The sequence below is a fragment of the Pseudomonas oplopanacis genome (assembly GCF_057128725.1).
In genome coordinates this window covers 740,937-766,827 of sequence record NZ_JBSKHV010000002.1, presented here as the reverse complement: position 1 = coordinate 766,827, position 25,891 = coordinate 740,937, and the positions used below count along the sequence as shown (strand labels likewise).

29 protein-coding genes and 1 riboswitch are annotated in these 25,891 nt (G+C 61.2%); of the genes, 8 read left to right on the top strand and 21 right to left on the bottom strand.

The features are described 5' to 3' along the window. Nucleotides 1-144 (top strand): transposase (locus ACWKV5_RS07945; RefSeq protein ID WP_146043833.1); only part of this gene is annotated, 144 nt, incomplete at its 5' end. A gap of 23 nt (nt 145-167) precedes the next feature. Here ACWKV5_RS07945 and ACWKV5_RS07940 read toward each other — a convergent pair. The 14 genes from ACWKV5_RS07940 to cobO all read right to left on the bottom strand — a co-directional run bounded on the left by ACWKV5_RS07940 (nt 168) and on the right by cobO (nt 11,701). Continuing rightward, nucleotides 168-716 (bottom strand): glutathione peroxidase, encoded by a 549-nt coding sequence (locus tag ACWKV5_RS07940; protein WP_483840840.1) that lies wholly within the window; start codon nt 714-716, stop codon nt 168-170. A 55-nt stretch (nt 717-771) separates the two neighbouring features. Beyond that, nucleotides 772-894, bottom strand: a complete 123-nt coding sequence (locus ACWKV5_RS07935; RefSeq protein ID WP_007977581.1) for a hypothetical protein — start codon at nt 892-894, stop codon at nt 772-774. Further along, the gene (locus ACWKV5_RS07930) at nt 891-2,099 is read right to left on the bottom strand and encodes an MFS transporter (RefSeq protein ID WP_483840839.1); all 1,209 of its coding nucleotides are present in this window, start codon (nt 2,097-2,099) and stop codon (nt 891-893) included. The genes ACWKV5_RS07935 and ACWKV5_RS07930 overlap by 4 nt, the downstream gene beginning before the upstream one ends. 53 nt (nt 2,100-2,152) lie before the next feature. Next, a complete protein-coding gene (locus tag ACWKV5_RS07925; RefSeq protein ID WP_483840838.1) occupies nt 2,153-2,557 on the bottom strand; it encodes a MarR family winged helix-turn-helix transcriptional regulator in 405 nt (134 codons plus the stop codon). Between the two features lie 153 nt (nt 2,558-2,710). Next, nucleotides 2,711-3,442 carry an adenosylcobinamide-GDP ribazoletransferase gene (locus ACWKV5_RS07920; RefSeq protein ID WP_483840837.1) on the bottom strand — a complete coding sequence of 244 codons (732 nt, stop codon included), beginning with the start codon at nt 3,440-3,442 and terminating at the stop codon, nt 2,711-2,713. A gap of 2 nt (nt 3,443-3,444) precedes the next feature. Then, nucleotides 3,445-4,020 (bottom strand): alpha-ribazole phosphatase family protein, encoded by a 576-nt coding sequence (gene cobC / locus ACWKV5_RS07915; RefSeq protein WP_483840836.1) that lies wholly within the window; start codon nt 4,018-4,020, stop codon nt 3,445-3,447. Then, nucleotides 4,017-5,072: a nicotinate-nucleotide--dimethylbenzimidazole phosphoribosyltransferase gene (gene cobT / locus ACWKV5_RS07910; RefSeq protein WP_483840835.1), complete on the bottom strand. Its 1,056-nt coding sequence runs from the start codon at nt 5,070-5,072 to the stop codon at nt 4,017-4,019. The genes cobC and cobT overlap by 4 nt, the downstream gene beginning before the upstream one ends. Beyond that, the gene (gene cobU / locus ACWKV5_RS07905) at nt 5,069-5,590 is read right to left on the bottom strand and encodes a bifunctional adenosylcobinamide kinase/adenosylcobinamide-phosphate guanylyltransferase (protein ID WP_483840834.1); all 522 of its coding nucleotides are present in this window, start codon (nt 5,588-5,590) and stop codon (nt 5,069-5,071) included. Before cobU ends, cobT begins: the two co-directional genes overlap by 4 nt. A 121-nt stretch (nt 5,591-5,711) precedes the next feature. Further along, entirely contained in the window at nt 5,712-7,163 is a 1,452-nt protein-coding gene (locus tag ACWKV5_RS07900; RefSeq protein ID WP_483840833.1) for a cobyric acid synthase, read from the bottom strand. Further along, a complete protein-coding gene (gene cobD / locus ACWKV5_RS07895; protein WP_483840832.1) occupies nt 7,160-8,152 on the bottom strand; it encodes a threonine-phosphate decarboxylase CobD in 993 nt (330 codons plus the stop codon). The genes ACWKV5_RS07900 and cobD overlap by 4 nt, the downstream gene beginning before the upstream one ends. Then, nucleotides 8,145-9,053: an adenosylcobinamide-phosphate synthase CbiB gene (cbiB, locus tag ACWKV5_RS07890; RefSeq protein ID WP_483840831.1), complete on the bottom strand. Its 909-nt coding sequence runs from the start codon at nt 9,051-9,053 to the stop codon at nt 8,145-8,147. The genes cobD and cbiB overlap by 8 nt, the downstream gene beginning before the upstream one ends. Next, nucleotides 9,050-9,700: a 5,6-dimethylbenzimidazole synthase gene (gene bluB, locus ACWKV5_RS07885; RefSeq protein WP_483840830.1), complete on the bottom strand. Its 651-nt coding sequence runs from the start codon at nt 9,698-9,700 to the stop codon at nt 9,050-9,052. The genes cbiB and bluB overlap by 4 nt, the downstream gene beginning before the upstream one ends. Continuing rightward, complete coding sequence (locus tag ACWKV5_RS07880) at nt 9,697-11,079, bottom strand: cobyrinic acid a,c-diamide synthase CobB (protein ID WP_483840829.1); 1,383 nt, start codon at nt 11,077-11,079, stop codon at nt 9,697-9,699. Before ACWKV5_RS07880 ends, bluB begins: the two co-directional genes overlap by 4 nt. Nucleotides 11,080-11,089: 10 nt before the next feature. After that, nucleotides 11,090-11,701: a cob(I)yrinic acid a,c-diamide adenosyltransferase gene (gene cobO / locus ACWKV5_RS07875; protein WP_140670593.1), complete on the bottom strand. Its 612-nt coding sequence runs from the start codon at nt 11,699-11,701 to the stop codon at nt 11,090-11,092. Nucleotides 11,702-11,782: 81 nt separating this feature from the next. Beyond that, nucleotides 11,783-12,015, bottom strand: a riboswitch (cobalamin riboswitch). 155 nt (nt 12,016-12,170) lie between these two features. On the opposite strand from cobO, the gene ACWKV5_RS07870 reads away from it, so the two are divergent. Then, the gene (locus tag ACWKV5_RS07870; RefSeq protein WP_027922438.1) at nt 12,171-12,755 is read left to right on the top strand and encodes a hypothetical protein; all 585 of its coding nucleotides are present in this window, start codon (nt 12,171-12,173) and stop codon (nt 12,753-12,755) included. Between the two features lie 67 nt (nt 12,756-12,822). Continuing rightward, on the top strand, nt 12,823-14,136 hold the full coding sequence (locus ACWKV5_RS07865) for a PQQ-dependent sugar dehydrogenase (RefSeq protein WP_483840828.1): 1,314 nt from the start codon (nt 12,823-12,825) through the stop codon (nt 14,134-14,136). Nucleotides 14,137-14,151: 15 nt separating this feature from the next. Here the strand turns inward: ACWKV5_RS07865 and ACWKV5_RS07860 are convergent, their stop codons facing one another. From ACWKV5_RS07860 to ACWKV5_RS07840, 5 genes are all read right to left on the bottom strand, one after another. After that, complete coding sequence (locus ACWKV5_RS07860; RefSeq protein WP_027922436.1) at nt 14,152-14,688, bottom strand: C40 family peptidase; 537 nt, start codon at nt 14,686-14,688, stop codon at nt 14,152-14,154. A 165-nt stretch (nt 14,689-14,853) separates the two neighbouring features. Then, the gene (locus tag ACWKV5_RS07855) at nt 14,854-15,480 is read right to left on the bottom strand and encodes a C40 family peptidase (RefSeq protein WP_027922435.1); all 627 of its coding nucleotides are present in this window, start codon (nt 15,478-15,480) and stop codon (nt 14,854-14,856) included. 214 nt (nt 15,481-15,694) lie between these two features. After that, the gene (gene hda / locus ACWKV5_RS07850; protein ID WP_010456804.1) at nt 15,695-16,399 is read right to left on the bottom strand and encodes a DnaA regulatory inactivator Hda; all 705 of its coding nucleotides are present in this window, start codon (nt 16,397-16,399) and stop codon (nt 15,695-15,697) included. Between the two features lie 230 nt (nt 16,400-16,629). After that, the gene (locus tag ACWKV5_RS07845; RefSeq protein ID WP_483840827.1) at nt 16,630-17,703 is read right to left on the bottom strand and encodes an AI-2E family transporter; all 1,074 of its coding nucleotides are present in this window, start codon (nt 17,701-17,703) and stop codon (nt 16,630-16,632) included. A gap of 38 nt (nt 17,704-17,741) precedes the next feature. Next, nucleotides 17,742-18,806 (bottom strand): DUF2066 domain-containing protein, encoded by a 1,065-nt coding sequence (locus tag ACWKV5_RS07840; protein ID WP_483840826.1) that lies wholly within the window; start codon nt 18,804-18,806, stop codon nt 17,742-17,744. Between the two features lie 382 nt (nt 18,807-19,188). Here ACWKV5_RS07840 and purM point away from each other — a divergent pair, with 382 nt between their 5' ends. The 3 genes from purM to ACWKV5_RS07825 are packed head-to-tail and all read left to right on the top strand — an operon-like array spanning nt 19,189 to nt 21,619. Continuing rightward, complete coding sequence (purM, locus tag ACWKV5_RS07835; protein WP_010456810.1) at nt 19,189-20,247, top strand: phosphoribosylformylglycinamidine cyclo-ligase; 1,059 nt, start codon at nt 19,189-19,191, stop codon at nt 20,245-20,247. Next, nucleotides 20,247-20,897, top strand: a complete 651-nt coding sequence (gene purN, locus ACWKV5_RS07830; RefSeq protein WP_483840825.1) for a phosphoribosylglycinamide formyltransferase — start codon at nt 20,247-20,249, stop codon at nt 20,895-20,897. The genes purM and purN overlap by 1 nt, the downstream gene beginning before the upstream one ends. A gap of 8 nt (nt 20,898-20,905) precedes the next feature. Next, nucleotides 20,906-21,619: a DUF3108 domain-containing protein gene (locus tag ACWKV5_RS07825; RefSeq protein ID WP_123434104.1), complete on the top strand. Its 714-nt coding sequence runs from the start codon at nt 20,906-20,908 to the stop codon at nt 21,617-21,619. A 65-nt stretch (nt 21,620-21,684) separates the two neighbouring features. Here the strand turns inward: ACWKV5_RS07825 and ACWKV5_RS07820 are convergent, their stop codons facing one another. Together ACWKV5_RS07820 and ACWKV5_RS07815 are read right to left on the bottom strand one after the other, a co-directional pair. Continuing rightward, nucleotides 21,685-22,860, bottom strand: coding sequence for a trans-sulfuration enzyme family protein (locus tag ACWKV5_RS07820; RefSeq protein ID WP_483840824.1), 1,176 nt, complete (start codon nt 22,858-22,860; stop codon nt 21,685-21,687). Further along, complete coding sequence (locus ACWKV5_RS07815; protein ID WP_483840823.1) at nt 22,857-24,233, bottom strand: pyridoxal-phosphate dependent enzyme; 1,377 nt, start codon at nt 24,231-24,233, stop codon at nt 22,857-22,859. The genes ACWKV5_RS07820 and ACWKV5_RS07815 overlap by 4 nt, the downstream gene beginning before the upstream one ends. A gap of 261 nt (nt 24,234-24,494) precedes the next feature. Here ACWKV5_RS07815 and ACWKV5_RS07810 point away from each other — a divergent pair, with 261 nt between their 5' ends. Both ACWKV5_RS07810 and ACWKV5_RS07805 read left to right on the top strand, forming a co-directional pair. After that, nucleotides 24,495-24,911 carry an OsmC family protein gene (locus tag ACWKV5_RS07810; RefSeq protein WP_483840822.1) on the top strand — a complete coding sequence of 139 codons (417 nt, stop codon included), beginning with the start codon at nt 24,495-24,497 and terminating at the stop codon, nt 24,909-24,911. A gap of 61 nt (nt 24,912-24,972) precedes the next feature. Next, a complete protein-coding gene (locus tag ACWKV5_RS07805) occupies nt 24,973-25,845 on the top strand; it encodes a pirin family protein (protein WP_483840821.1) in 873 nt (290 codons plus the stop codon). The last annotated feature ends 46 nt before the right edge of the window (nt 25,846-25,891 follow it).

Sequence of the window (25,891 nt, the reverse complement as noted above, 5' to 3'; positions counted from 1 at the left end):
AGTCGGGTTCGCTGGCCGATGCACACAGGGCAGTTGGAAGGTATAAACAATCGAATAAAGGTCATCAAACGGATGGCATACGGTTACCGGGATAGCGAATTCTTTTTCATGAAGATCAAGAGCGTCTTTCCCGGTAATCCGTGAAGAACCTTTTTAATGGCCGCTGATCAGGGTTGGGAAGCCAGGGCTTGCTGCACCGCGGCAATGAACTCCGGATCATCGGGTTTGGTCAGGCTTGAGAAATTGGCGATTACCTGGCCTTTGCGATCGACCACGTATTTGTAGAAATTCCACTTCGGTGCGCTGCTCTGCGCGGCCAGGACCTTGAACAGGTGCGTCGCGTTGTCGCCTCGCACGGCCTGAGGTTCGGTCATGGTGAAGGTCACGCCGTAATTCACATAACAAACCTTGGCGGTTTCGGCGGTGTCCTTGGACTCTTGCTTGAAATCGTTGGACGGAACGCCAATCACCTCCAGCCCCTCTCCCTTGAAGCGCTGATTGAGCGCCTCAAGGCTTTTGAACTGTGGGGCGAAACCGCAGTGGCTCGCGGTATTGACCACCACCAGCGGTTTACCCTCGAACCGTTGGCACAGGTCGATCGATTCCTTGGCCCGCAGTTTTTGCAATGAACCTTGCAGCAGTTCAGGGCACTCGGCCTGAGCCAGCCCGGTCATTGCCATCAGCAACGCGGGGACGGTAATCCAGCGCATCAGCATGTCGGTGCATCCTTGATAAGTCGTCAAAAACGAAGTTACTCGCCCTCACCGTTCGCTAGCAAGCACCCATGCCCAACTGCATCAGCGCCAGGCCGCCCTGATGCCAGCCCCACCATGACAATGCCAGCAACAAGGCGCAGACAGCCGCTACAGCGATTCGCGGCCAAAGACTGTTCATATCGCACTCATCTGTGTTTGCAGGCGCGCCACCGGCTGCTCACGCACCGGCCAGTTCAGAGCGGCGGCCAACAGGCTCAAGAGAATCGCCACTTGCCAGATCAAGTCATAGCTCCCGGTCCGGTCATACACCACCCCGCCCAACCAGCCGCCAAGAAACGAACCGAGCTGGTGAAACAGGAACACAATCCCGCCAAGCATGGACAGGTTGCGCACACCGAACAAGGTCGCCACGGTGCCGTTGGTCAGCGGTACGGTCGACAGCCACAAGAACCCCATGGCCATGCCGAACAGGTACGACGTGGTCGTCGTGACCGGCGCCCACAGGAACAGCGTGATCACTACCGCACGCAACAGGTACAAACCGGTGAGCAAACGCGGTTTGGACATGCGCCCGCCTAGCCATCCGGCGGTGTACGTTCCGAAGATGTTGAACAACCCGATGAGCGCCAGCACCGTGGTGCCGACCGTGGCCGGAAGGTGTTGATCCACCAGATACGCCGGCAAATGCACGCCGATGAACACCACCTGGAAACCGCAAACGAAAAAGCCGAACGCCAACAGCCAGAACCCCGAATGAGAGCAAGCTTCGCGCAGCGCCTCGGAGAGGGTTTGTTCATGACCGAGTGTTGGCAGCGGCTTGTCCTTGAGCATGCTCACCAGCGGCACGATCAACGCCACCAACAGGCCCAGCACCAACAGCGCGGCTGACCAGCCGAGCCAGCCGATCAAACCCAACGTGCCGGGCAACATCGCGAACTGGCCAAACGAGCCGGCGGCACTGGCGATACCCATGCCCATGCTGCGCTTCTCTGGTGGCACCGCACGGCCGACCACACCGAGGATCACCGAGAACGAAGTGCCGGACAGACCGATGCCGATCAACAGGCCCGCACTCAGGGACAGCGTCACGGCAGAGTCGGACATCCCCATGAACACCAGGCCCAGCGCATAAAATACGCCACCGACCAGTACCACTTTCGCCGCCCCGAAGCGGTCGGCCAGTGCGCCGGTGAAGGGCTGCGCCAAGCCCCAGATCAGGTTCTGCAAGGCGATGGCAAACGCAAAGGTCTCACGCCCCCAGCCGAACTCGGCACTCATCGGCGCCAGAAACAGCCCGAAGCCGTGGCGCACGCCCAACGACAACGCGAGGATCAGCGCACTCCCCACCAACACCCAACCGCACGTACGCCACATCGATGTCATTTCTTGTTCTCCGGTAGCGGGTATATACCCGCTTAAGATCGGAAAAACCGGCTTCAGGCCAGTTCGTCCAGCAGTCGCAGCAAGGTTTCGCGTTTTTCAGCGCCCAGTCGGTCAATCAACCGTTGTTGAGCTGCTTCCCAGGCCGGCAAGGCGGCCTCCAGGCGTTCGGCACCGGCCTCGGTCAGGCGAACGATGCGATTGCGCATGTCCTCGCCCTCGACCAGCTTCACCAGCCCTTCGCCCTCCAGCACACGCAAATTGCGCCCGAGGGTGCTGCGGTCCAGGCCCATGGCTTCGGCGAGGGTGGAAATACTCGGTTGATCCAGGCGCTGCAAATTGCACAGCAAAGAATACTGGGCAACGTTGATCCCGAAGCCGTCGAGAGCGCCGTCGTAATGCCTGCTGACGCCACGGGCGGCGCGACGCAGGTTGATGCATAAACATTGGGAGTCGAGCATGGTACGTGTATATACCCGCGGTTGAGTTAAATCAAGATATCGATGTATCTGACGGACCGTATTCGCGAGCAGGCTCGCTCCCACGGGGGAATGCGATCAACTGTGTGAGCGAGCCTGCTCGCGAAGAGGCCAGCACATCCCGCACATAAACCATCAGACCAACGCCAATCCTACCAGCACCGCCATCTCCAGCAACTCCAGCATCGCCCCCGCCGTATCCCCCGTCGTCCCGCCCAATCGACGCAGCATCACCCGCCGCAGCCACACAAAAACCACTGCCGCCAGCACCAGCGCCCAAACACCGCTGAGCCCCGCAATCAGCACACACGCCAGCGCACTGACCGCCAACACCTGCTGACCCGCCAATCGCGGCAGATGGTCCGCCAGTGCCTGCCCCAGCCCGCCTGCGCGCACGTACGGCGTGGTCAGGAACAAGCCCAGCATCGCGCTGCGGCCAATCAGCGGAACGATGATCAGGACAATACCGTGCTGCTGCTCGATCAACGCCAGCAACGCCGCGAACTTCAGCAACAACACCAACACCAAAGTCACCACGGCAATCGGTCCACTGCGCGGGTCCTTCATGATCGTCAGCGTGCGCTCCCGATCACCAAAACCACCCAGCCACGCGTCGGCGCTATCGGCCAGACCGTCGAGGTGCAACCCGCCGCTGAGCAAGACCCAAACCGTCAGCAACAACGCCGCATGCAAAAACAACGGCGCGCCCAGCAAAAACCCATTCAGCGCCCACAGAATCGCGCCGAACAGCAGCCCCACCAGCGGATAAAACAGCAGCGAACGGCCCAGTTCCTGAGGCGTCGGCATGCCGGGCAGGCGAATCGGCAGACTGCTCAGAAATTGCAGGGCGATCCAGAAGGGCAGCATGGTCAGATCGCTTCCTTGAGAATGACGCCGGGTTCGACGCGCAACGAAAACAACGCCCCATGACCGACTTCGACATTGAGCAACTGCTCACGCGGCAACCCCCGCGCCTGAGCCAGCAATAAACGCATGACCCCACCATGGCTGATCAATAGAACCCGCTCGCCTGCGTGCGCAACTGACAGCCGTTCGATGGCCGCCAATACCCGAACGGAAAAGTCCGCCACCCGCTCGCCATCCGGCGGCGTAAACGAATAGGGATCAGCCCAGAACAGCCCCAATGCCTCAGCATCGGTGTCCATCAACGCCGCTGCGCTCTGCCCTTCCCAGGCACCGAAGTGCAGTTCTTGCAGGTCTTTGTCCAGGTGAACCGGCAAACCCAGTTGCGCACCGAGCTCTTCAGCGAAGCGCGCACAACGCTGCAACGGCGAACTGACCAATCGATCCCACGGCCCCTGTTCGATCACCGCCGCGCGCATCTGCGCCCAGCCTTTTGCGGTCAGCGCGTCATCGAGACTGCCACGCAATCCGCCACCGAGCTCGGTCTCGCCATGGCGCAACAGGTCCAGGTGCAACGTCATGCCGGACGGTCCGCAACCGACGCTTCGGCGAAGGTCGCCATCTGCCCGTGAAGGTCGCAGGCCAGACGCAACAACGGCACGGCCAACGCCGCACCGCTGCCCTCGCCCAGTCGCAAACCAAGATCCAGCAATGGTTCCGCGTGCAGGGTTTCCAGCACATGACGATGACCCGGTTCGGCGCCGCGATGGCCGAACAGCAGCCACGCGCGGCACTCCGGATTCAAGCGCACCGCCACCAGTGCCGCGACGCTGCAAATGAATCCATCGACCAGTACCGCCACGCCTTCCTGCGCACACGCCAGATAGGCACCCACCAGCGCGCCAATTTCAAAACCGCCCAGATTGAACAATGTCTGCAACGCGTCCCCGCGCTGAGCACTGTGCAGGGCCAACGCGCGCTCGATGACCTGAGCCTTGTGGCTGACGCCCGCCGCATCCAGACCGGTGCCCGGCCCGGCCAGATGCACCACCGGACAATCGAGCAAGGCACAGGCCAATGCACTGGCGGCGGTGGTGTTGCCAATGCCCATTTCACCGCCGATGAACAGCTGCGCCCCGGCTGCGATGGCGCGCTGCACACTGTCGCGACCGGCCTGCAGGGCGAGTTCGCCCTGGGCTGCCGTCATGGCCGGGCCTTTGACAAAATTCGCCGTACCGGGGCCCACGTTCAAATGGCGTACGCCGGGCAGACTCAAGGTCGGCGTCACCGTGCCCAGGTCCACCACTTCCAGGGAAGCACCCAACTGCCGCGCCAACACGCTGATCGCCGCGCCGCCGGTGACGAAGTTGTGCAGCATCTGCCCGGTCACTTCCTGAGGAAACGCCGACACGCCTTCGGCCACGACACCATGGTCGCCGGCAAAAATCGCGATCCACAGGTGCTCCAGGCTCGGCTTGACCTGCCCCTGCAACCCGGCCAATTGCACCGCCACCGATTCCAGTCGACCGAGGGAGCCGGCAGGCTTGGTCAGCTGCTGTTGACGCGCCTGCGCCTGTTCGACGGCTTGCGCATCGATCGGCTTGCACGGGTTCAGCCACCAGGATTGAGTCATAACGCAGTTCCTTTCAAAGTCAGGGGCAGGCCGGCGACGGTCAGGACGACACGGTGGCAGCGCTCGGCCAAGGCTTGATGCAGCCAACCGGCTTCATCGACATAGCGGCGAGTCAATTCGCCCAGCGGCACGACACCCATTCCGGTCTCGTTGCTGACAAAAATGATTTCACCCGGCAACGAAGCCAGGCAGTCCAGCAGGGCTTCACGCTCAGCGTTGAGGCGTTCGGCGTCGTCGAGCATCAGCAGATTGGTCATCCACAGCGTCAGGCAATCCACCAACAGGCATCGATTGGCGCTGGCGGTTTCGCGCAGGACGCGGGCGAGTTCGACCGGTTCTTCGATCAACGCCCATTCGGCTGGGCGACGGGCACGGTGATGGGCGACGCGGTCGTTCATTTCGCCGTCCAGCGGTTGGCTGGTGGCGATGTAGGTCACGGCCAGCTGGCTGTCGGTGGCGAGTTTTTCGGCCAGTCGACTTTTGCCGGAGCGGGCGCCGCCGAGGATCAGTTGAAGCATGGTGACATCCTATAAATGTGCGGTGAGGCGACTTCCGTCTTCGCGAGCAGGCTCGCTCCCACAGTGGAATGCGGTCAACTGTGGGAGCGAGCCTGCTCGCGAAGAGGCCAGCAAAACCACCCTATATCCCGCAGAGTTCACGCAACAACCCGGTATCCAGATGCTTCTCCACGAGATCCGCCAGCCGTTCGATATCGCGCTCGCGCAACGCGTGGTAATCGACCTCCTGCACATGCTGCAACCCCGCCCAACGCAGCAACGCACTGCACGCCGCCGGCGATTCAAACAGGCCATGCAGGTACGTGCTGAAAATCTGCCCATCCACACTTTGCGCGCCATCGCAGCGACCATCGGCCAACTGCACGGCGGCGTTTTCCAACGCCGGCCCGGTGGTCACGCCGGCGTGAATTTCGTAGCCGCTGACAGCCGCACCTTCGAGCGCCAGACGACCGCGCACATTGCGCAGCTGCTTCTCTTCTTCGAGCTGCGTTGCAAACGCCAGCAACCCCAGACCCGCGCTGGAACCTGGTTCACCTTCCAGACCCAACGGGTCGTGTACGTGCTCGCCGAGCATTTGCAAACCGCCGCAAACCCCCAGCACTTTGCCGCCGTAACGCAGATGACGACTGATCGCCGAATCCCAGCCATTGGCCCGCAGATACGCGAGGTCGCTGCGCACACTTTTCGAGCCGGGCAGGATGATCAGGTCGGCCGGCGGGATCGTCTGGCCGGGGCCGATGAATTGCAGATCGACTTGCGGATGCAAACGCAGTGGATCGAAATCGGTGTGGTTGCTGATGCGCGGCAGCACCGGCACCACGACCTTCAGCACCTGATCAGCCTTGTCGGTCTGGCGCTGATCGATGCCATCCTCAGCCTCCAGATGCAGATCCATCACATACGGCAGGACACCGATCACCGGTTTGCCGGTGCGTTCTTCGAGCCAGTCGAGACCGGGCTGCAGCAAGGCGATGTCGCCACGAAAACGATTGATAATGAAGCCTTTGACACGCGCCTGTTCGGTCGGCGACAGCAGCTCCAGCGTGCCCACCAGATGCGCGAACACCCCGCCGCGATTGATGTCGGCGATCAACACCACCGGGCAATCCACCGCTTCGGCAAAGCCCATGTTGGCGATATCGCCGGCCCGCAGATTGATCTCGGCCGGCGAGCCCGCGCCTTCGACCATCACCACCGGATACGCCGCGCTCAAGCGTTCGTGAGAAGCCAGCACCGCTTGCATGGCGATGGCTTTGTAGTCGTGATAGGCAACGGCATTCATGGTCGTGACCGCGCGCCCGTGAATGATCACTTGGGCGCCGGTGTCGCTGTTGGGTTTGAGCAGTACCGGGTTCATGTCGGTGTGCGGTTCAAGGTTGGCGGCTTGAGCTTGCACGGCTTGCGCACGACCGATCTCACCACCGTCCGCCGTCACCGCGCTGTTGAGCGCCATGTTCTGCGGCTTGAACGGCACGACGCTTACGCCCTGGCGCACCACCCAGCGACACAGCGCCGTCACCAGCGTGCTTTTGCCGGCATCGGACGTGGTGCCCTGCACCATTAACGTGGTCATCGGGTTTCCTTGGCGTACGCTTCAAAGGCTTGCGTCAGGCGAGTCCAGTCCGCTTCGTCAGCGGGCAGGCCAAAACGCAGGCTGCTGTTGTGCGCAAACAAACGCAGCAAAATGCCCTGACGGGCCATGAACTCATGCAACTGCTCGGCTTGATCGGTGATCAGCCACTGGAACAAGGCGCATCCGCCCTGCGGCTTGAACCCGAACTGCTCCAGCAGCCGCGCCAGACGTTCGCTGGCTTCTTCGCTGCGCTGGCGTTGGCGGGCGTGACCTTCGGTGTCCAGCAGACAAGCCCGGCCAATCACTCGGGTCGGCCCACTGACCGCCCACGGCCCCACTTGCTCAGCGAGCAGTTTGAGCAGCTTGCGTTCCGCCAGTACGAAGCCCAACCGGACGCCGGCCAGACCAAAAAATTTGCCGAACGAACGCAACACGATCAAGCCGACCAGATGGGTAAACGGCGCCACACTCAACTGCGGCGTGTTGTCCATGAACGCCTCGTCCACCACCAGCCAGCCACCGCGCGAGGCCAGGCGGGTGTGCCAGTCGAGCAGGCGACTCGGGGTCAGGCTCAGGCCGGTCGGGTTGTTCGGGTTGACCACCACCAGCACGTCGAGGCTGTCGATAAAGAAGTCGACTTCCTGCTCCAGCACTTCACGCACGATGTAGCCGCAGCGCCGCCAGGCTTCGGCGTGCTCGGCATAACACGGCGACAACACGCCGACCTTGCCGGCACGGCGCAATCGCGGCAGCAACTGGATAGCCATCTGCGAACCGGCCACCGGCAGCACTTGCGCCGCGCTGTAATAGTCGCAGGCCGCCTGCTCCAGGCCGTCGTCGGTTTCCGGCAAGCGTGCCCAGGCGCGCAGCGGGATGTCCGGGACCGGAAATGGCCAGGGCGCCAGGCCGCTGGACAGGTCGAGCCAATCACCTTCTGCGATGCCGTATTCGAGCGCCGCCTTGCGCAACCGGCCACCGTGCTCAAGCATAGAATTCAGCCCCCACGCAGAGAATCAGCAACCATAACCATACCCCGCGCTGGACCAATTGCCAGCCGCGATCAATGGAGTCGGCATCCGCCGGCACACCTTCGCCCAGTTGCGGACGTTGATGCAGTTCGCCGTGATAAATCGCCGCCCCGCCCAACTCGACGCCCAATGCACCGGCGCCCGCCGCCATCACCGGGCCGGCATTCGGGCTGTCCCAGGTCGGGCCTTGAGTACGCCAGCATTTCAACGCCAGCCGGGTTTTGCCCAGCAGCGCGTAGGTCAATGCCACCAGGCGGGCAGGAATGTAATTGAGGACATCGTCGATTTTCGCCGCGGCCCAGCCGAAGCGTTCGAAGCGCTCATTGCGATAACCCCACATCGCATCCAACGTGTTGCTCAATCGGTAGAGAACCACCCCAGGCGCACCGGCCACGGCAAACCAGAACAGCGCGGCGAACACGGCATCGCTGCCATTCTCCAGCACCGATTCGGTGGCCGCACGGGCGACTTCGGTCTCGTCCAGTTCGCTGGTCTGGCGGCTGACCAGATAACCGACACGCTTACGCGCTTCGTCCAGATCATCGCTACGCAGCGCCTTGGCCACCGGCTCGATGTGTTCGCCGAGGCTGCGCATGCCGAGGGCGCAATACAGCGCAAGAATCTCGACGACCCAACCGACATAAGGCGCCCAGGACAACGCTGTGGCGAGCAACGTCAGCGGCACGACCGCCATCACCCACGCGGTGACGCCATGGCTGCGCCAGCCGCGACCTTCCCCATTGAAACGTTGCTCGATGCGCTCGGCAAAACGACCGAACGCCACCAGCGGATGCCAGCGTTTGGGTTCACCCAGCAGCGCGTCCAGCGCCACTGCGGCGACACTCAATAACGCCACACTCATTGACTCACTCCCCAATAATTTTCGTACAGCAACTCACTGAGCGGACGCGCTTGCGCCCAGCCTTCGAGTACCAGCATCGGCGCCGGATAGAATTCCTTGACCGGCCCCAGACAAAGAACCGCCAACGGCTTGGCCCCGGCCGGCAATCCCAGCAGGTCCGCCAGCGCTTGCGGCTCGAACAGCGACACCCAGCCCATGCCCAGGCCTTCGGCGCGGGAGGCCAGCCACAGATTTTGAATCGCGCAGGACAACGAGGCCATGTCCATTTCCGGCAAGGTGCGACGGCCGAAGATGTGACGCTCGCGATCATCCATCAGCGCGGCGACCAGCACTTCGGCACAGTCACTGATGCCTTCGACCTTGAGCTTCATGAATTCGTCGGTGCGCTCGCCGAGGGCTTCGGCGGTGCGGATGCGTTCTTCTTCCACCAGCGACTGGATCTTGCCGCGCAGGACCCGGTCGCTGATGCGGATGAAACGCCAGGGCTGCATCAGACCGACGCTGGGCGCCTGGTGTGCGGCTTCGAGCAGGCGTCGCAACAACTCGGGCTCGACCGTGCCGCCGCTGAAGTGACGCATGTCACGGCGTTCGCCGATGGCGCGGTAGACCGCTGCGCGTTCGACCTGACTGAATGCGTTGTCAGTCATGGCCTCTTCGCGAGCAGGCTCGCTCCCACAGGGTTCAGGTGATCCATTGTAGGAGTGAGCCTGCTCGCGATGGCGATCTCAAGGTCAGGCGCAAACAATGCGGCTACCGCTGAAGGGTTTGACGGAAAATAAAAGTGCACATAAGAAGCCGTCATCCGCCCCTCACGATAAACCGCCTCCGCTCCCCGCCCACCATTCGGGCTCAGGCCACGCGCAATCGGTTCAAGCTCGGTGCTGGTCAGCGAATGGTGATACGTGTGCCCGCGCAACGAACCTTCCGGCAATTCCACCGCTTGCAACGCCAACGCGGCCAGACGCTTTTGCATCACCGCATCGCCCTTCAGCAAGCCCACCAGTTCGGCGCGAGTGCCGTCGACATCGGTCAGCGAGTCGAGCAAATACAACATGCCGCCACACTCGGCCAACAGCGGTTTACCGGCCGTATGATGCGCACGAATCGCGTCGAGCATCGTGGTGTTCTGCGACAGTGCAACATGGTGCAATTCCGGATAACCACCCGGCAGATACAAGCTGTCTGCCTCTGGTAATTGGCTGTCACGGATCGGCGAGAAAAACCGCAACTCGGCGCCCATGGCTCGCAGCAAATCCAGGCTCGCGCCGTAGGTGAACGCGAACGCTTCATCACGGGCCACGGCAATTCGCACGCCCGCGAGCAACGGCTCGGCAGGGATCACATCAGGGGCGGCAAATTCAACTGCTGGCGGCAGCGCGACTTCGCAACTGCTGGCCAACGCATCGGCCGCCGCATCAAGACGCAGATCGAGATCGTTCAGCTCACTGGCCTGCACCAGGCCCAGATGCCGGCTCGGCAATTCGATCCCGGTTTCCCGCGACAACGCGCCGTACCAACGCAAACCTTCGGTGAGGCTGCCTTCGAGCAGTTGCGCATGACGTAACGTGCCGACGCGGTTGGCCAATACGCCGGCAAACGGCAAGTCCGGCTGATACTTCGCCAGCCCCAACGCCAATGCACCAAAGGTCTGGGCCATGGCGGTGCCATCGATCACCGCGAGCACCGGCACACCAAAGTGCCGCGCCAGGTCAGCGCTGGAAGGCGTGCCGTCGAACAAGCCCATGACGCCTTCGATGAGGATCAAGTCGGCTTCAGCGGCGGCTTCCCACAACAGTCGACGACTTTCCTGCTCGCCGACCATCCACATGTCCAGTTGATACACCGGCGCACCGCTGGCGCGCTCGAGAATCATCGGGTCGAGAAAGTCCGGGCCGCATTTGAATACGCGCACCTTGCGCCCCTGATTGCGATGCAAACGGGCCAGCGCAGCAGTGACGGTGGTCTTGCCCTGACCGGAGGCCGGCGCGGCAATCAGTACCGCCGGGCAGTGACGACTGTTTTTCATAAAGTAGTATTCACAGCTCGACGCCTTTTTGCGCTTTGATCCCGGCCTGGAACGCGTGCTTGATCACGCCCATTTCGGTGACGGTGTCGGCGAGTTCGATCATTTCCGGCTTGGCGCCGCGACCGGTCACCACCACATGTTGCATCGGCGGACGTGCCTGCAAATCACTGAGCACCTGATCGAGGTCGAGGTAGCCGTGCTTGAGGGCTATGTTCAGCTCATCCAGCACCACCAGGCCAATCGACGGATCGTTGAGCAATTCGCGGGACACCGCCCAGGCGGCTTCGGCGGCGGCGATGTCACGCTGGCGGTCCTGGGTTTCCCAGGTGAATCCCTCTCCCATGACATGGAAACGCACTTGTTCCGGGAAGCGGCGGAAGAACAGTTCTTCGCCGGTGCTGTTGCGGCCCTTGATGAATTGCACCACACCGCACTGCATGCCGTGGCCCATGGAGCGGGCGAGCATGCCGAACGCCGAACTGCTTTTGCCTTTGCCGTTGCCGGTCAGCACCAGCAACAAGCCGCACTCGTTCGGGGAATTGGCAATGCGTTCGTCGATCACGGCTTTTTTGCGCTGCATGCGCGCCAAATGGCGTTCGTCACGATCTGGGGTATCGGTCATGGGGGAGCTCTCCGTTGAGGCTGGATAACGGCGGGCAGGCACAAGAATAGACGGCAAGAAGCCTGGCATCGCCCACCGTGATGCCGCTGGATGAATCAGGCCGGTCTCCGGGCTCATGAGCGGCTTTCACCTGACTGCGCGCCTTCCCATGTCGGCTTCGACACAGTGGCTCAAGGCGCAGTCTTCACTCATTTACCGTTGCGGGGGCAGCGCCGGGATCGTGACGTTTCGTCGCTTGACGATAGTCACTCACCGGCTTCCCTGTTTCACTCTGTCGGCCACGGCCACAGAGCACCTGAAACAAGCCGCGAAGGTTAGAGGGTTGGGGGTGGAGCGTCAAATGAAGACAAAGCTCCGGCGAGCGATATACTGCCGCCGATCCATTTACTGACGCCAATCTTGCGCCACACTGTCAGCAGTGATATCAAAGAGCCACAAACCCAACAACACAATTACAAGGGTGAGCAACATGCAAGGCATGATTATCAGCAATCCGAAGCTGGAATTCCTGCGACCGGTGCTGGAACGCTGGTTTGACTGTATCGACCGCTACAACTCGGTTCGCGGCGATAACGAAGCGCCTTACTGGCATGACGAAAAGGCCAACCTTGGCCTGCTCAATGCCGCTGCGTGGATGGCGGAAATGGTCACGCTGCAAAACACCACGACGCGTAAACAGAACGAAGAAGGCGAGCGCAATGCCCGCGCCGACCTGTTTATCGCCACCGCCGAAGAGCGCGCCTACTTTCAGGCCACTCAACGCTGGCCCAAGGTCAACAGCCTGAATCTGACCCAGGCACTGCAGGACATCACCAGCGATGCCAAACGCATCAGCTACGCCAGCGACCTGAAACTCGGCTGCCTGTTCGTGGCTCCGCAAAAAGCCCAGCAGAGCGCGACCCCCGAAGAACTTCAGGACATGGTCGACGACCTGCAAAAGGAACACTGCTGCGCTGTGGCCTGGTATTTCCCTTACGCCTACCGCAAGTTGCGCAACGAAGCCGGAAACTATCACCCCGGTATCGCGGTGCTGCTCAAGGAAGCTCGCGGCTGACCATTGAACCATCGCTGCGTTTATCTTCTCTATGAATTAAGACACTGCATTCATAGGGAAGACCAGCATGCGCAAGCCCCCGCTCGTTCTCGTCATCGTGCTCGCCGGAGGGCTCGCCGCCTGTGGTGAAACCTCCAGCCTGCAAGTCTCCGACGGCACCGGCCCGTCACCCAAGCTGCCCGAACCGAATAAAACCCTGATCCCGACGGTGAACATCGCCCCGGCGATCGGCTGGCCGGCCGGCGCGAAACCCACCGCTGCCGCCGGCACTCAAGTGGCGGCCTTCGCTGAAAGCCTCGATCACCCGCGCTGGCTCTACGTGCTGCCTAACGGTGATGTGCTGGTGGCCGAAACCAACGCGCCGCCCAAACCCGATGACGGCAAAGGCATTCGTGGCTGGGTCATGAAGAAAACCATGGGCCGCGCCGGCGCCACCGTCCCCAGTGCGAATCGCATCACGCTGCTGCGAGACAAGGACCACGACGGCATCGCCGAAACTCGTACAGTGTTCCTGGAAAACCTCAATTCGCCGTTTGGCATGACGCTGGTCGGCAATGACCTGTACGTGGCCGACACCGACCGCTTGTTGCGTTTCCACTATGAAAACGGTGACACCGCGATCAAGTCGCCGCCGATCAAGGTGGTCGATCTGCCGGGAGGCACGCTGAATCATCACTGGACCAAAAACGTCATCGCCAGCAAGGACGGCAGCAAGCTGTACGTCACCGTGGGCTCGAACAGCAACGTCGGCGAAAACGGCCTCGACAAGGAAGAAGGCCGCGCGGCGATCTGGGAAGTGGACCGTGCCACCGGCAATCACCGGATATTTGCCTCAGGGATTCGCAACCCCAACGGTTTGGCCTGGGAGCCTCGTAGCGGCGCACTGTGGACGGCAGTCAACGAGCGCGACGAGATTGGCAGCGACCTGGTGCCGGACTACATCACTTCGGTCAAGGATGGCGCGTTCTACGGCTGGCCCTTCAGCTACTACGGCCAACATGTCGACATTCGCGTCGAGCCGCAAAACCCGGACCTGGTGGCCAAGGCCATCGCGCCGGACTACGCGGTCGGCCCGCACACCGCGTCGTTGGGCCTGACGTTCGCAGAAGGCAACACCTTGCCCGCGCAATTCAAGGAAGGCGCCTTCATCGGCCAGCATGGCTCGTGGAACCGCAAGCCGCACAGTGGCTACAAAGTGATTTTCGTGCCGTTCGCAGGTGGCAAACCGACCGGGCAACCGGTGGATGTGCTGACGGGATTCCTCAATAAAGACGAAGACGCCATGGGCCGGCCGGTGGGCGTGGTGATCGATCAGCAAGGTGGCTTGCTGGTGGCGGATGATGTGGGGAACAAGGTGTGGCGCGTGACTGCCACAAAATAACCGCCGGCGGTGGGACTAGGGATTACGCGCCAGGTGCTCGGGCTGCAGAACGCGCTTGGCGCTCAGGTAAGCCTTCTGCCAGTACGCCTTGGACAGGCTGTCGAGCTTCACCGTGCCACCCGTGGCCGGTGCATGAACGAAGCGCCCTTCGCCGACGTAAATCCCGGCATGGCTGACCTGAGAGCCGCCATTGGTGGCGAAGAAAATCAGGTCCCCAGTTTGCAAACCTTCCTTGCCCACATTGGCGGCTTGCATGCTGATCATTTCACGCGTGGTACGCGGCAGGGAAATGCCGGCGGCATCCCGGTAGACGTAGCCGATCAGCCCACTGCAATCGAACCCCGAGTCGGGTGTATTGCCGCCCCAGCGGTAAGGCGTGCCCACGAGCCCCAATGCACGGAACAACACTTCTTCCGCCTCGGGGGAGAATGCCTGGGAAGAACCAAAGACGATGGGTGCGCGAACCACCGGCGCAGGAGGCGGTGTGCGGCTGGCGCATGCGCTGAGCAGCGCTGCGAAGAACATGAGTGCGAGGCGGGCCGACATCGTCATAAGCAGAACATCCTGATCTGGCTGCGGCTTTTTCTGCCGGGAAGACAGAAAAGAAAACCGCCTGCGTTGGACGCAGGCGGTTTGCCATCAATAATAGATCAGGATTCTAGCGGCTATGCGGCAAACTTCAAGTAAGACTTTAACTTCGCCTTACAAACTGTAAGTTTACTTGCGAGCGGTGACCACGGTCGGGGCCATCGCGAGGGCGCGCTTGGCTTCGATGAAGGTCTTGCTCCAGTAGCTGTCGCCCAGGCTATCGACCCGGACACCACCGCTTTTGCGGCTGCTGGAGTGGATGAACTGGTTGTCACCCAGATAAATCCCGGCGTGACTGACGCGACCGCGACGACCGTTGGTGGCGAAGAACAGCAGGTCGCCCGGCTTCAGCGCGCTGCGAGCGACCAGAGGTGCGTCCACGTTGATCATTTCGCGAGTGGAGCGTGGCAAGTTCATGCCCGCTTCTTCACGGAACAGATAACCGATGAAGCCGCTGCAATCGAAACCGGCTTCAGAGGTACCGCCGAAACGGTAACGGGTACCGATCAGGGACATGCCACGTTCAAGGATGCTGTCGGCCAGAACCGGAAGCTGGTACGACTTGCCATCGGCGAAGTCAGCCAGTTCTTTATCGGTGGCCAGCTCTTCCTGGAAAAGAACGGAAGAGGATTGCGCGGTAACTGAATTTTTAACCTGCTGTTGTTGCTCTTGCTGGGACACTGGAGAGTGAGCAGCGCAACCGAACAACAGGGTGACGAGTGCGAGAGGCACGAGGGGTGCGAAGCGCTTTAGCATGGGCACGACCGTGGCTGATAGTTGTAAAGAAGTCGAGACTATGCCCGCTATCATCCTCATTTGCAAATTCAATCGAACTTTATGTGACTTATCGGTTTCTCGTTAACATCTAAGCGCTTAAGCCCATTTTAAACGCTTGCGCAGCCTGCAGCCCTGTAGGAAAGCGCATTTCCTGGCGCCTGAAATATGCCGAAACCCCTGCCAGGCTTAGACTTTACCAGCCAAGAGTTTCTTTCAGAAAGGGGATGGTCAGCTTGCGCTGAGCTTGAAGAGAGGCCTGATCGAGACGCTCAAGCAGCTCGAACAGCGCACTCATGCTGCGAGTACCGCGGGTCAAAATAAAATGCCCGACTTCATCGGTCAGGTGCAGCCCACGACGCGACGCACGCAATTGCAAGGCACGCAATTTGTCTTCGTCGGAGAGCGGACGCATCTGAAAGATCAGTGCCAGGGTCAAGCGCGACTTCAAATCCGCCAGCTTCACCGGCAGTTCACGCGGTGAGGTCGACGCGGCGATCAGCAGGCGCCGACCGCTATCGCGCAGGCGATTGAACAGATGGAACAGCGCCTCTTCCCAATCCGCCCTGCCGGCAACTGCCTGTAAATCATCCAGGCAGACCAGTTCGTATTGTTCGAGGTTATCGAGAATCGAGATGCCACGGTCCAGCAGTTCGGCCAATGGCAGGTACACCGCCGGCTCTCCCAACTGCTCGAAGCGCAGGCAGGCCGCCTGCAACAAGTGCGTACGCCCTACCCCGTCCTTGCCCCAGAGATAAATCAGGCTTTCGGTCCACCCGGCGTCGGCTTCGCATAGCCGCTCGACATAGCCGAGTGCAGCGGCATTGGCGCCTGGGTAGTAATTGATAAAGGTAGCGTCATCACGCAGACGCACACCTAGGGGCAGCTGAATCGGTTTCATGCTGACTGAACAGTTCCAAAGGAACCGTTAGTGGCCTCTGTGTAAAGTTTGCGAAGTTTATACCCGTGACGCTGGTCGCACAATGCGACAGACCACAAGCAAAATCAAAGGTTTGCGTTAACGCACTGGTTTTATGACAGTTTTGTTGGCGGCGCATGTGACAGCCACGCGAGGGATGCAGGCCAACCCGGCAACGATCCGGGTTGGCCGCGACAACCTTTCAGTGATCCTTACAACTGCGGCTCATCCTCACCACTGTACATCTCAGAATCTTTATACAAATCATGCACATGGCGCACCAGCACCATGATCACCGCCGCCACAGGCAACGCCAGCAACACACCGGTGAAACCGAACAGCTCGCCGCCCGCCAGAATGGCGAAAATCACCGCCACCGGGTGCAGGCCGATCCGGTCCCCGACCAACAATGGCGTCAGCACCATGCCTTCCAGTGCTTGCCCGACCATGAACACTGCGACAATGCCCAACATCGGATAAAGGTCGCCGCCGAACTGGAACAGACCGGCAATCAACGCCGCGCCAATCCCGATGACGAAGCCCATATAAGGCACGATCGCGGCCAGACCGGCGATCAAGCCGATCAACAGCCCCAACTCCAGCCCCACCAGCATCAGGCCCGACGCGTAGATCACGCCCAGCGCCACCATCACCAGCAATTGCCCGCGCACGAAAGCGCCGAGCACTTCATGACACTCACCAGCGAGCTCGACCACCCGCTCTTCACGATCGCGCGGCAGCAGGCTGCGGATCTTCGCCACCATCAGGTCCCAGTCCCGCAGCAGGTAGAAACTCACCACCGGGATCAATACCAGATTGGCCAACCAGCCAATCAGCGCGAGACCCGACGCGGTGGCCTGACTCAACACCACACCGACAATGTCGCTGGTCTGGCCCACGTGCTCACTGATTGCGGCCTTGAGCTTGTCGAACTTCCAGAAGCCCTCCGACAACCCGAACTTCGACTGCGCCCACGGCAATGCGGTGTGCTGCAGCCAGTCGAGCATTTGCGGTGCCAACTCATACAAACGAAACAACTGCCTGGCCAGCAGCGGCACCAACACCAGCAGCAGCGTGGTGAAAATCAGGGTGAACAGCGCAAACACCGCCACCACGCCCCACGTCCTTGAAAGCCCGGCCCTCTCCAGCCGATCCACCAGCGGATCGAACAGATAGGCCAGCAGCAGCGCCACCAGAAATGGCGTCAGGATCGGATGCAGCAGCCAGACAAACGCGCAGAGCAGAACCACTCCACCCAACCAGAACCAACGGCGCGTATCGGCCATGTACCACTCCATATGCATCTATATAAAGAAAGAAAACCTTACCAGCGGAATCGCAACTGTGGCGTCGGTGCCACAGCCGGCGCTACGGCCGGCGCCGAACCTTGCGCCACTGGCTGAACCGGGGCGACGGGCGCAGGCGCCTCACCGGCCGGCACTTCCTGCAACTTGGCCAGCGACAACTGCGAGCGCAGCTGCTCGGCGCTGCCGTTCACCCGGTAAAGGATGCGATCACCGTCAACACTTTGTAGGCGCGCACCAAAGGGGTCGAGCAAGCGCCCCAGCGCCGCGTAGCGTTCCAGGTTCATGCCTTGCACTTCCAGCAATTGCTCGCCCGAAGCCCCGCCAGCCTTGACGACAAACCGCGGCGCCAGTCGCTCGCTGACCGCCAGCATCACGGCATCAGCCACGGCAGCCTGATCCGCGCCTTGCACACTGCCCGCTTCTTTCTTGTCGCCCAGCCACAAATTCCACTTGGCCTGCCACTGGCCACCCTCTTCCTTGGCATGCACCGCGAGCAATGCGTCAGCGTTGTAACGTTCCGAGGCATTGTGCAGCGGCGTCGCATCCGCACCTTCAAGCGTCGGCGCGGTCGCCACCAACTGCTCACTCAAATCCGCCAGTGGCAAACGCAACGGCAAACCACGGTGCTGCGCCGCACGCCGCAGCGGGGCCGCGCTGGCCTGGCCATCGCCCACCAGGCTCGAACCTTCGGTGGAGTCGTTCAGCCACCAGCCGAGGATCGACGGCCGATTCGCGCCCCACAACGACAGCCCCGCCCGACGCAGCGCCTGCTCGGTGGTGGCCGGGTCAAAATCGACCTTCAACACTTCCGGCGGCCCCGCATCAAAGCCGTATTGACTGATGATCTGCTGAGGGTCTTTGCGTAGCGCCGCCAACCCCGGGCTCTGCGCGGCCTTCGGATCGCCGGTCAGGCGCAGCACCAGCGTGTCCAGCGCCCGCTGGGTCGCTTGATCACGTTCCTCAGTCGACTGACTGGTGACAGGCTCGCGCACCTGATAAAGACCTTTCACGTTCTCGGCATGGCTCGCGAGGCTAAAAAGGGAAAAACAGCTCAGACACAAAAATTTAGAAAGAAAACGCATGGAAGATTCCTGACGACAAGAGCGGCTGGAACAGACCGCATGAAGACGATCGAACAGGGCTGTGACCACATCCCTGCGCAAAACATTCACACGGCCGCGATAAGTTTTCGCACTGTCATAACGATAGACGGTTAATCGCGATACCTTATACAGCCATGCAAGACGCCGCTAATACGCTCAATATCAATTTTTTTAATAGGATATGCCCCTGCCGTCGGCGTGAGGATGGCCGCTGCCCCTCAAGCCTGATAAAATCGCGCGCCTTCGCAGACCGGCAACAGCCGGGCGGCTCGAATTTCGCGTGAGGCAATCGCCCCCGTCGAATTCGGCGTCCCCGCTGGACTCGGTCGTTACCCCTGAATCCCCCCTAAAGGCCTGGATCATGAGCAAGCAACCCTCCCTGAGCTACAAGGACGCCGGTGTAGACATCGACGCCGGTGAAGCATTGGTCGAACGCATCAAGAGCGTCGCCAAGCGCACTGCGCGCCCGGAAGTCATGGGCGGCCTGGGCGGTTTCGGCGCCCTCTGCGAAATCCCGGCTGGCTACAAGCAGCCTGTGCTGGTTTCCGGCACCGACGGCGTGGGCACCAAGCTGCGCCTGGCCCTGAACCTGAACAAGCACGACAGCATCGGCATCGACCTGGTAGCCATGTGCGTGAACGACCTGGTGGTCTGCGGCGCCGAGCCGCTGTTCTTCCTCGACTACTACGCCACCGGCAAACTCAATGTCGAAACCGCGACCCAGGTCGTGACCGGCATCGGCGCGGGCTGCGAACTGTCCGGCTGTTCCTTGGTCGGCGGCGAAACCGCTGAAATGCCTGGCATGTACGAAGGCGAAGACTACGACCTGGCCGGCTTCTGCGTTGGCGTCGTGGAAAAATCCGAAATCATCGACGGTTCGAAAGTCGCTGCCGGCGATGCCCTGCTCGCCCTGCCGTCTTCCGGCCCGCACTCCAACGGCTACTCGCTGATCCGCAAGATCATCGAAGTGTCGGGTGCCGACATCGAGAACATCCAGCTCGACGGCAAACCGCTGACCGACCTGCTGATGGCCCCGACCCGTATCTACGTGAAGCCGCTGCTCAAGCTGATCAAAGACACCGGCGCCGTCAAAGCCATGGCCCACATCACCGGTGGCGGCCTGCTGGACAACATCCCGCGCGTTCTGCCAAAAGGCGCCCAAGCCGTGGTTGACGTCGCGAGCTGGACCCGCCCTGCCGTGTTCGACTGGCTGCAAGAAAAAGGCAACGTCGACGAAAACGAAATGCACCGCGTGCTGAACTGCGGCGTCGGCATGGTCATCTGCGTGGCTCAAGAGCACGTTGAAACCGCGCTGAACGTATTGCGTGAAGCAGGCGAGCAGCCATGGGTCATCGGTCAGATCGCTACCGCTGCCGAAGGCGCGGCTCAGGTCGAACTGAAGAACCTTAAGGCGCACTAATGTCCGCCACCTGTGATGTCGTGGTGCTGCTCTCCGGCACCGGCAGTAACTTGCAGGCCTTGATCGACAGCACGCGGACCGGCGACAGCCCGGTCCGCATCGCTGCGGTGATTTCCAACCGCGCCGACGCCTACGGCCTGCAACGCGCCAGGGACGCGGGTATCGACACCCGCTCCCTGGATCACAAGGCTTTCGAAGGCCGCGAGGCCTTTGATGCCGCGATGATCGAACTGATCGACGCCTTCAATCCCAAACTCGTGGTACTGGCCGGTTTCATGCGCATTCTCAGCGCTGACTTCGTGCGCCACTACGCCGGTCGCCTGCTCAATATCCATCCTTCGCTGCTACCCAAATACAAAGGGTTACACACTCATCAGCGCGCGCTGGAAGCCGGCGACACCGAGCACGGCTGCTCCGTCCACTTCGTCACCGAGGAACTCGATGGCGGACCACTGGTCGTACAGGCAGTAATACCGGTAGAGTTGCACGATTCGCCGCAGAGTCTGGCGCAGCGAGTCCATGCCCAGGAACACCTGATCTACCCGTTGGCTGTACGCTGGTTTGCCGAAGGTCGTTTATCACTCGGCGAACAAGGTGCTTTACTGGATGGGAAGTTACTCGCGGCCAGCGGCCACTTGATTCGAAACTAGGAGATATTATGCGTCGCGCCCTGCTCTTCGCTTGCGCTCTGTTTGCCTTGCCCCTGGCACAGGCTTCGGAACTTCAACCTTTCTCCGCCAGCTACACCGCCGACTGGAAACAGCTGCCCATGAGCGGCACCGCTGAACGCAGCCTGACCAAGGAAGCCAACGGCGTCTGGAAACTCAGCTTCAAGGCGTCGATGATGATCGCCAGCCTGACTGAAGAAAGCACCCTGACCGTGGACAAGGACACCCTGCTGCCTCAGTCCTACCACTTTGAACGTGGCGGCCTGGGTAAAGCGAAAAAGGCTGACCTGGATTTCGACTGGACCACCAAAATGGTCACCGGCACCGATCGCGGTGATCCGGTCAAAGTGCCGCTGAACCGTGGCATGGTCGACAAGTCCACGTATCAACTGGCCCTGCAACACGACGTGGCCGCCGGCAAGAAAAGCATGAGCTATCAGGTCGTCGACGGTGGCGAAGTCGATACCTATGACTTCCGCGTACTGGGTTCGGAAAAAGTTGACACCAAGGCCGGCCAGATCGATGCGATCAAGGTCGAGCGCGTGCGCGACCCGACACAAAGCAAGCGCATCACCGTCCTGTGGTTCGCCAAGGACTGGGATTACCTGCTGGTCCGCCTGCAACAAGTTGAAACCGACGGCAAGGAGTACAACATCATGCTCCTCGACGGTACGGTCAACGGTAAGTCTGTCAAAGGCAGCTAATCGGCGATCGACACAAAAATCCGGAATCCGCTAAGGGTTCCGGATTTTTTTTGCCTGCTGAACCGTCAGATCCGCGCCAGCGCCTGCGCCAGATCGGCGCGCAGGTCTTCGACATCCTCGACCCCCACGGACAATCGCACCAACGCATCACCGATGCCGAGCTCCGCACGGGTGTCGGCGGGAATCGTCGCGTGGGTCATGATTGCCGGGTGCTCGATCAGGCTTTCCACCCCGCCCAGGCTCTCCGCCAGCGCAAAGATGTGCACGTTCTCCAGAAAACGCTTGGACCCCTCCAGGTCGGTGTTCAGGTCGAGTGAAATCATACCGCCGAAACCGCGCATCTGCTGCCGCGCCAGTTCATGTTGTGGGTGTGAGGGCAATCCCGGGTAGTAGACCCGCGCGACTTGCGGCTGTTGTTCCAGCCATTGCGCCAGCGCCAGTGCATTGCTGCAGTGACGCTCCATGCGCAATGCCAGGGTCTTCACGCCGCGTAACGTGAGGAAGGCGTCAAACGGCCCGGCAATAGCCCCCACCGCGTTTTGCAAAAAGCCCAGTCGTTCGGCCAACTCTGCGTTTTGCCCAACCACCGCGATGCCGCCGATCACGTCGGAGTGGCCGTTCAAATACTTGGTGGTCGAGTGCACCACGACATCGAAGCCCAGCTCCAGCGGACGCTGGATCCACGGGCTGGCAAAGGTGTTGTCGGCCACACAAATGATCCCGCGCTGGCGGCAGATGCGCGCAATGGCGGCAAGGTCCGTGAGGCGCAGCAACGGATTGCTCGGCGTCTCGACGCAGACCATGCGCGTATCGTCCTGCAGCGCCGCTTCGAAGGCCGACAGGTCCGTCAGGTCGACAAAGCTGAAGCGGTGCCCGGCGCTGCGCCGACGCACCTTGTCGAACAGGCGGAACGTGCCGCCATACAAATCATTGCCCGAGACGATATGCGAATCGGCATCGAGCAGTTCGAGCACCGTGGAAATCGCCGCCAGCCCGGACGCAAACGCGAACGCCCGGGTGCCCCCTTCCAGATCCGCCACGCAACGCTCCAGCGCAAAGCGCGTCGGATTATGCGAGCGCCCGTAGTCGAGGCCTTTGTGCACGCCCGGGCTTTGCTGCAAATAGGTGGAGTTGGCGTAGATCGGCGGCATCAACGCGCCGGTGGAAGGGTCCGGCGCCTGCCCGGCATGGATCACGCGAGTGGCGAAGCCATGGGGCGCAGCATCTTTATCGTGACTCATGTCAGGGATCTCCTTAGATGATTGAGTAGGTCGACGCGGGTAATCAGGCCATGGAAGCCCGAAGCATCGGCAATGATCGCCACCAGCCCACGATCAAGCTCCGCCTGCAGCTCAGCCAGGCTGGCAGCGGCCGGCAGGGTTTGCAGTTTGTCGGTCATCGCGCTGGCCACCGTCAAGCGAAACTGCGACGCGTCCTGATGCACCCGCAGCAGGATGTCAGACTCGTCGATCACCCCGACCAGCCGTTGGCCGTCCACCAGCACCGGCAGTTGCGACACGTCCGCCAGACGCATGCGCTGGAACGCAGTCAGCAGCGTGTCGTCCGGACCGACACTGATCACCCGGCCGTCCTCGAAACGGCGCGAGATCAAATCGCGAAGATCACCGTAGCGTTTGTATTGCAGCAAGCCCTGATCGTTCATCCACTGGTCGTTGTAGACCTTCGACAGGTAGCGGGTGCCGGTGTCGCAGACAAAACTCACGACCCGTTTCGGCTCGGTTTGCTCGCGGCAATAACGCAGCGCCGCCGCCAGCAAGGTGCCGGTCGACGAACCGCCGAGAATGCCCTCGGCGCGCAGCAGTTGGCGGGCGTGATCGAAGCTTTCTTCGTCGCTGATCGAATACGCGTGGCGCACGCTGGACAGGTCGGCAATCGAGGGGATGAAGTCTTCGCCAATGCCTTCCACCGCCCACGAACCGGGCGTGCCAAGGGTGCCGCTGCGGCTGTATTCGGCCATCACCGAACCGACCGGGTCGGCCAGCACCATGGCCAGGTTCGGCTGCACGCGCTTGAAGAACCGGGTCAAACCGGTCAGCGTCCCGGCCGAACCGACACCGACGACGATGGCATCGACATCATGCTGGGTTTGCGCCCAGATCTCCGGCGCCGTGCTGCATTCGTGGGCCAGCGGGTTGGCCGGGTTGTTGAATTGATCAGCAAAGAACGCGTCGGGAATTTCCCTGGCCAGCCGCGCGGCCACGTCCTGGTAGTACTCGGGATGGCCCTTGCCGACGTCGGAACGGGTGATGTGCACTTCAGCGCCCATCGCCTTGAGGTGCAGGACTTTCTCGGTGGACATCTTGTCGGGCACCACCAACACCACGCGATAACCCTTGGCCCGGCCGACCAACGCCAGACCCAGGCCGGTGTTGCCAGCCGTGGCCTCGACGATGGTGCCGCCGGGTTGCAGGCGACCGTCGCGCTCGGCGGCGTCGATCATCGCCAGGCCGATGCGGTCCTTGATCGAACCGCCGGGGTTTTGTGATTCAAGCTTGAGGAACAGCGTGCACGGGCCGGTATCGAAGCGGCTGACACGCACCAGCGGCGTGTTGCCGATCAGTTCGAGTACGGCGGGGCGGGAGTCGTTTGGCATGTCTTCACCTTGCTATGGTTTTCGCACTGGATGGACACAAACCTGCGGCGCGTCATTGTGTGACAGTCGCAGGCAATACCTCGCTTGGACCATAGGCCGCGATCGCCTCATTCGCAACCGCGCACGGCCGGCCGGTAATCCGGTTTCCATGCAACGAACGAGGATCAACCCACAAGAAAGTGGAACGCGTCCGCAGAGGAATGCTCTATAACTTCAAGGTCTTTTTTGATCGAACGACTTATCCAGCCTGGGAGGCTTTCCATGACCGTTACCGTCAATACCGTTTCCGCCGAAGGTTTTCGCCATAGCGTTCAAATCGATGAACACGAACTGTTTGCCGACGTACCGACCGCTTCCGGCGGCGAAGGCTCGGCGCCAGAACCCCACGATTATTTCGATGCAGCCTTGGGCACGTGCAAAGCCTTGACCCTGAAGATGTACGCCAAGAAAAAGGACATCCCGCTGACCGGCGTCACCGTCGAGGTCAAACGCGACAACAGCGAAGAGCAGAAAGGCAAATACGCCCTGCACGTCAAACTGACCCTCAAGGGCGTGCTCACCGATGCGCAGCGCGAGGAACTTCATCGTGTCGCCGACCGCTGCCCGGTCCACAAGCTGATGACCACCACCGACGTCAGCATCGAAACCCACCTGTCCGAAGGTGCGTTCAGCCAATAGCGGCAACGGCAGCGCAAGCGGGTTATGCTCCCTGCATCACCCGCTCAGCCTGGAATGCAGCATGAACACTCCGCTCGTGATTCGCCCCCGCGCCGAAGATGTCGAAGGCCAGCCGATTCTTCGTCCGCTGCCGTCGGCTAAATGCCGCAGCGTCGGACCTTTCGTGTTTTTCGACCACATGCTGGAAACCCGTTATGGGGCGGGCAAAGGCATGAACATCCGCCAGCATCCGCATATCGGCCTGTCGACCCTCACTTATCTGTTTGAAGGCCAAATCCAGCACAAGGACAGCCTCGGTTCCGATCAGGTGGTCAATGCCGGTGATGTCAGCTGGATGACCGCCGGCAGCGCGATTGCCCATGTCGAGCGCACACCCGAGGCGTTGAAAGATAGTGGCTTTACGATGCACGGCTTGCAGATCTGGCTGGCATCGCCCAAGGAGCATGAACAGGGGCCTGGGTCCTATAGCCATCATCCGGCGAGCACCTTGCCGGTCAGCGATAACCTTGGTGTGAAAATCCGCATGATTGCCGGGTCAGGCTTTTGCCTGGAATCGCCGGTCCCGGTGCTTTCTCCTACGTTGTACGCGGAATTGAACCTGCAGACGGCGACCACGCTGCTGATTCCCACCGAGCATGAAGAACGTGCGTTGTATGTCTTGAGTGGCGAAGCACAGCTGGATGGCGAGACGCTGGAATTGAATTCGTTGGTGGTGTTGCCTGCGGGGGAAGAGATGACGCTGTTTGCCGAGAGCGACTGTCATGCCGTGTTGTTCGGCGGCGCACCGCTGGACGGGCCACGGCGGATCAACTGGAATTTTGTCGCGAGTGATCCTGCGGTTATCGATGAGGCGCGGCGGCGCTGGGCGGCTGGGGATTGGCCGACAGTGCCGGGGGAAAGTGAGCGGATCGAACTGCCTTCAATGCCTCGGTGATCGTTACACCGCCTTCGCGAGCAGGCTCACTCCCACATTGGAATGT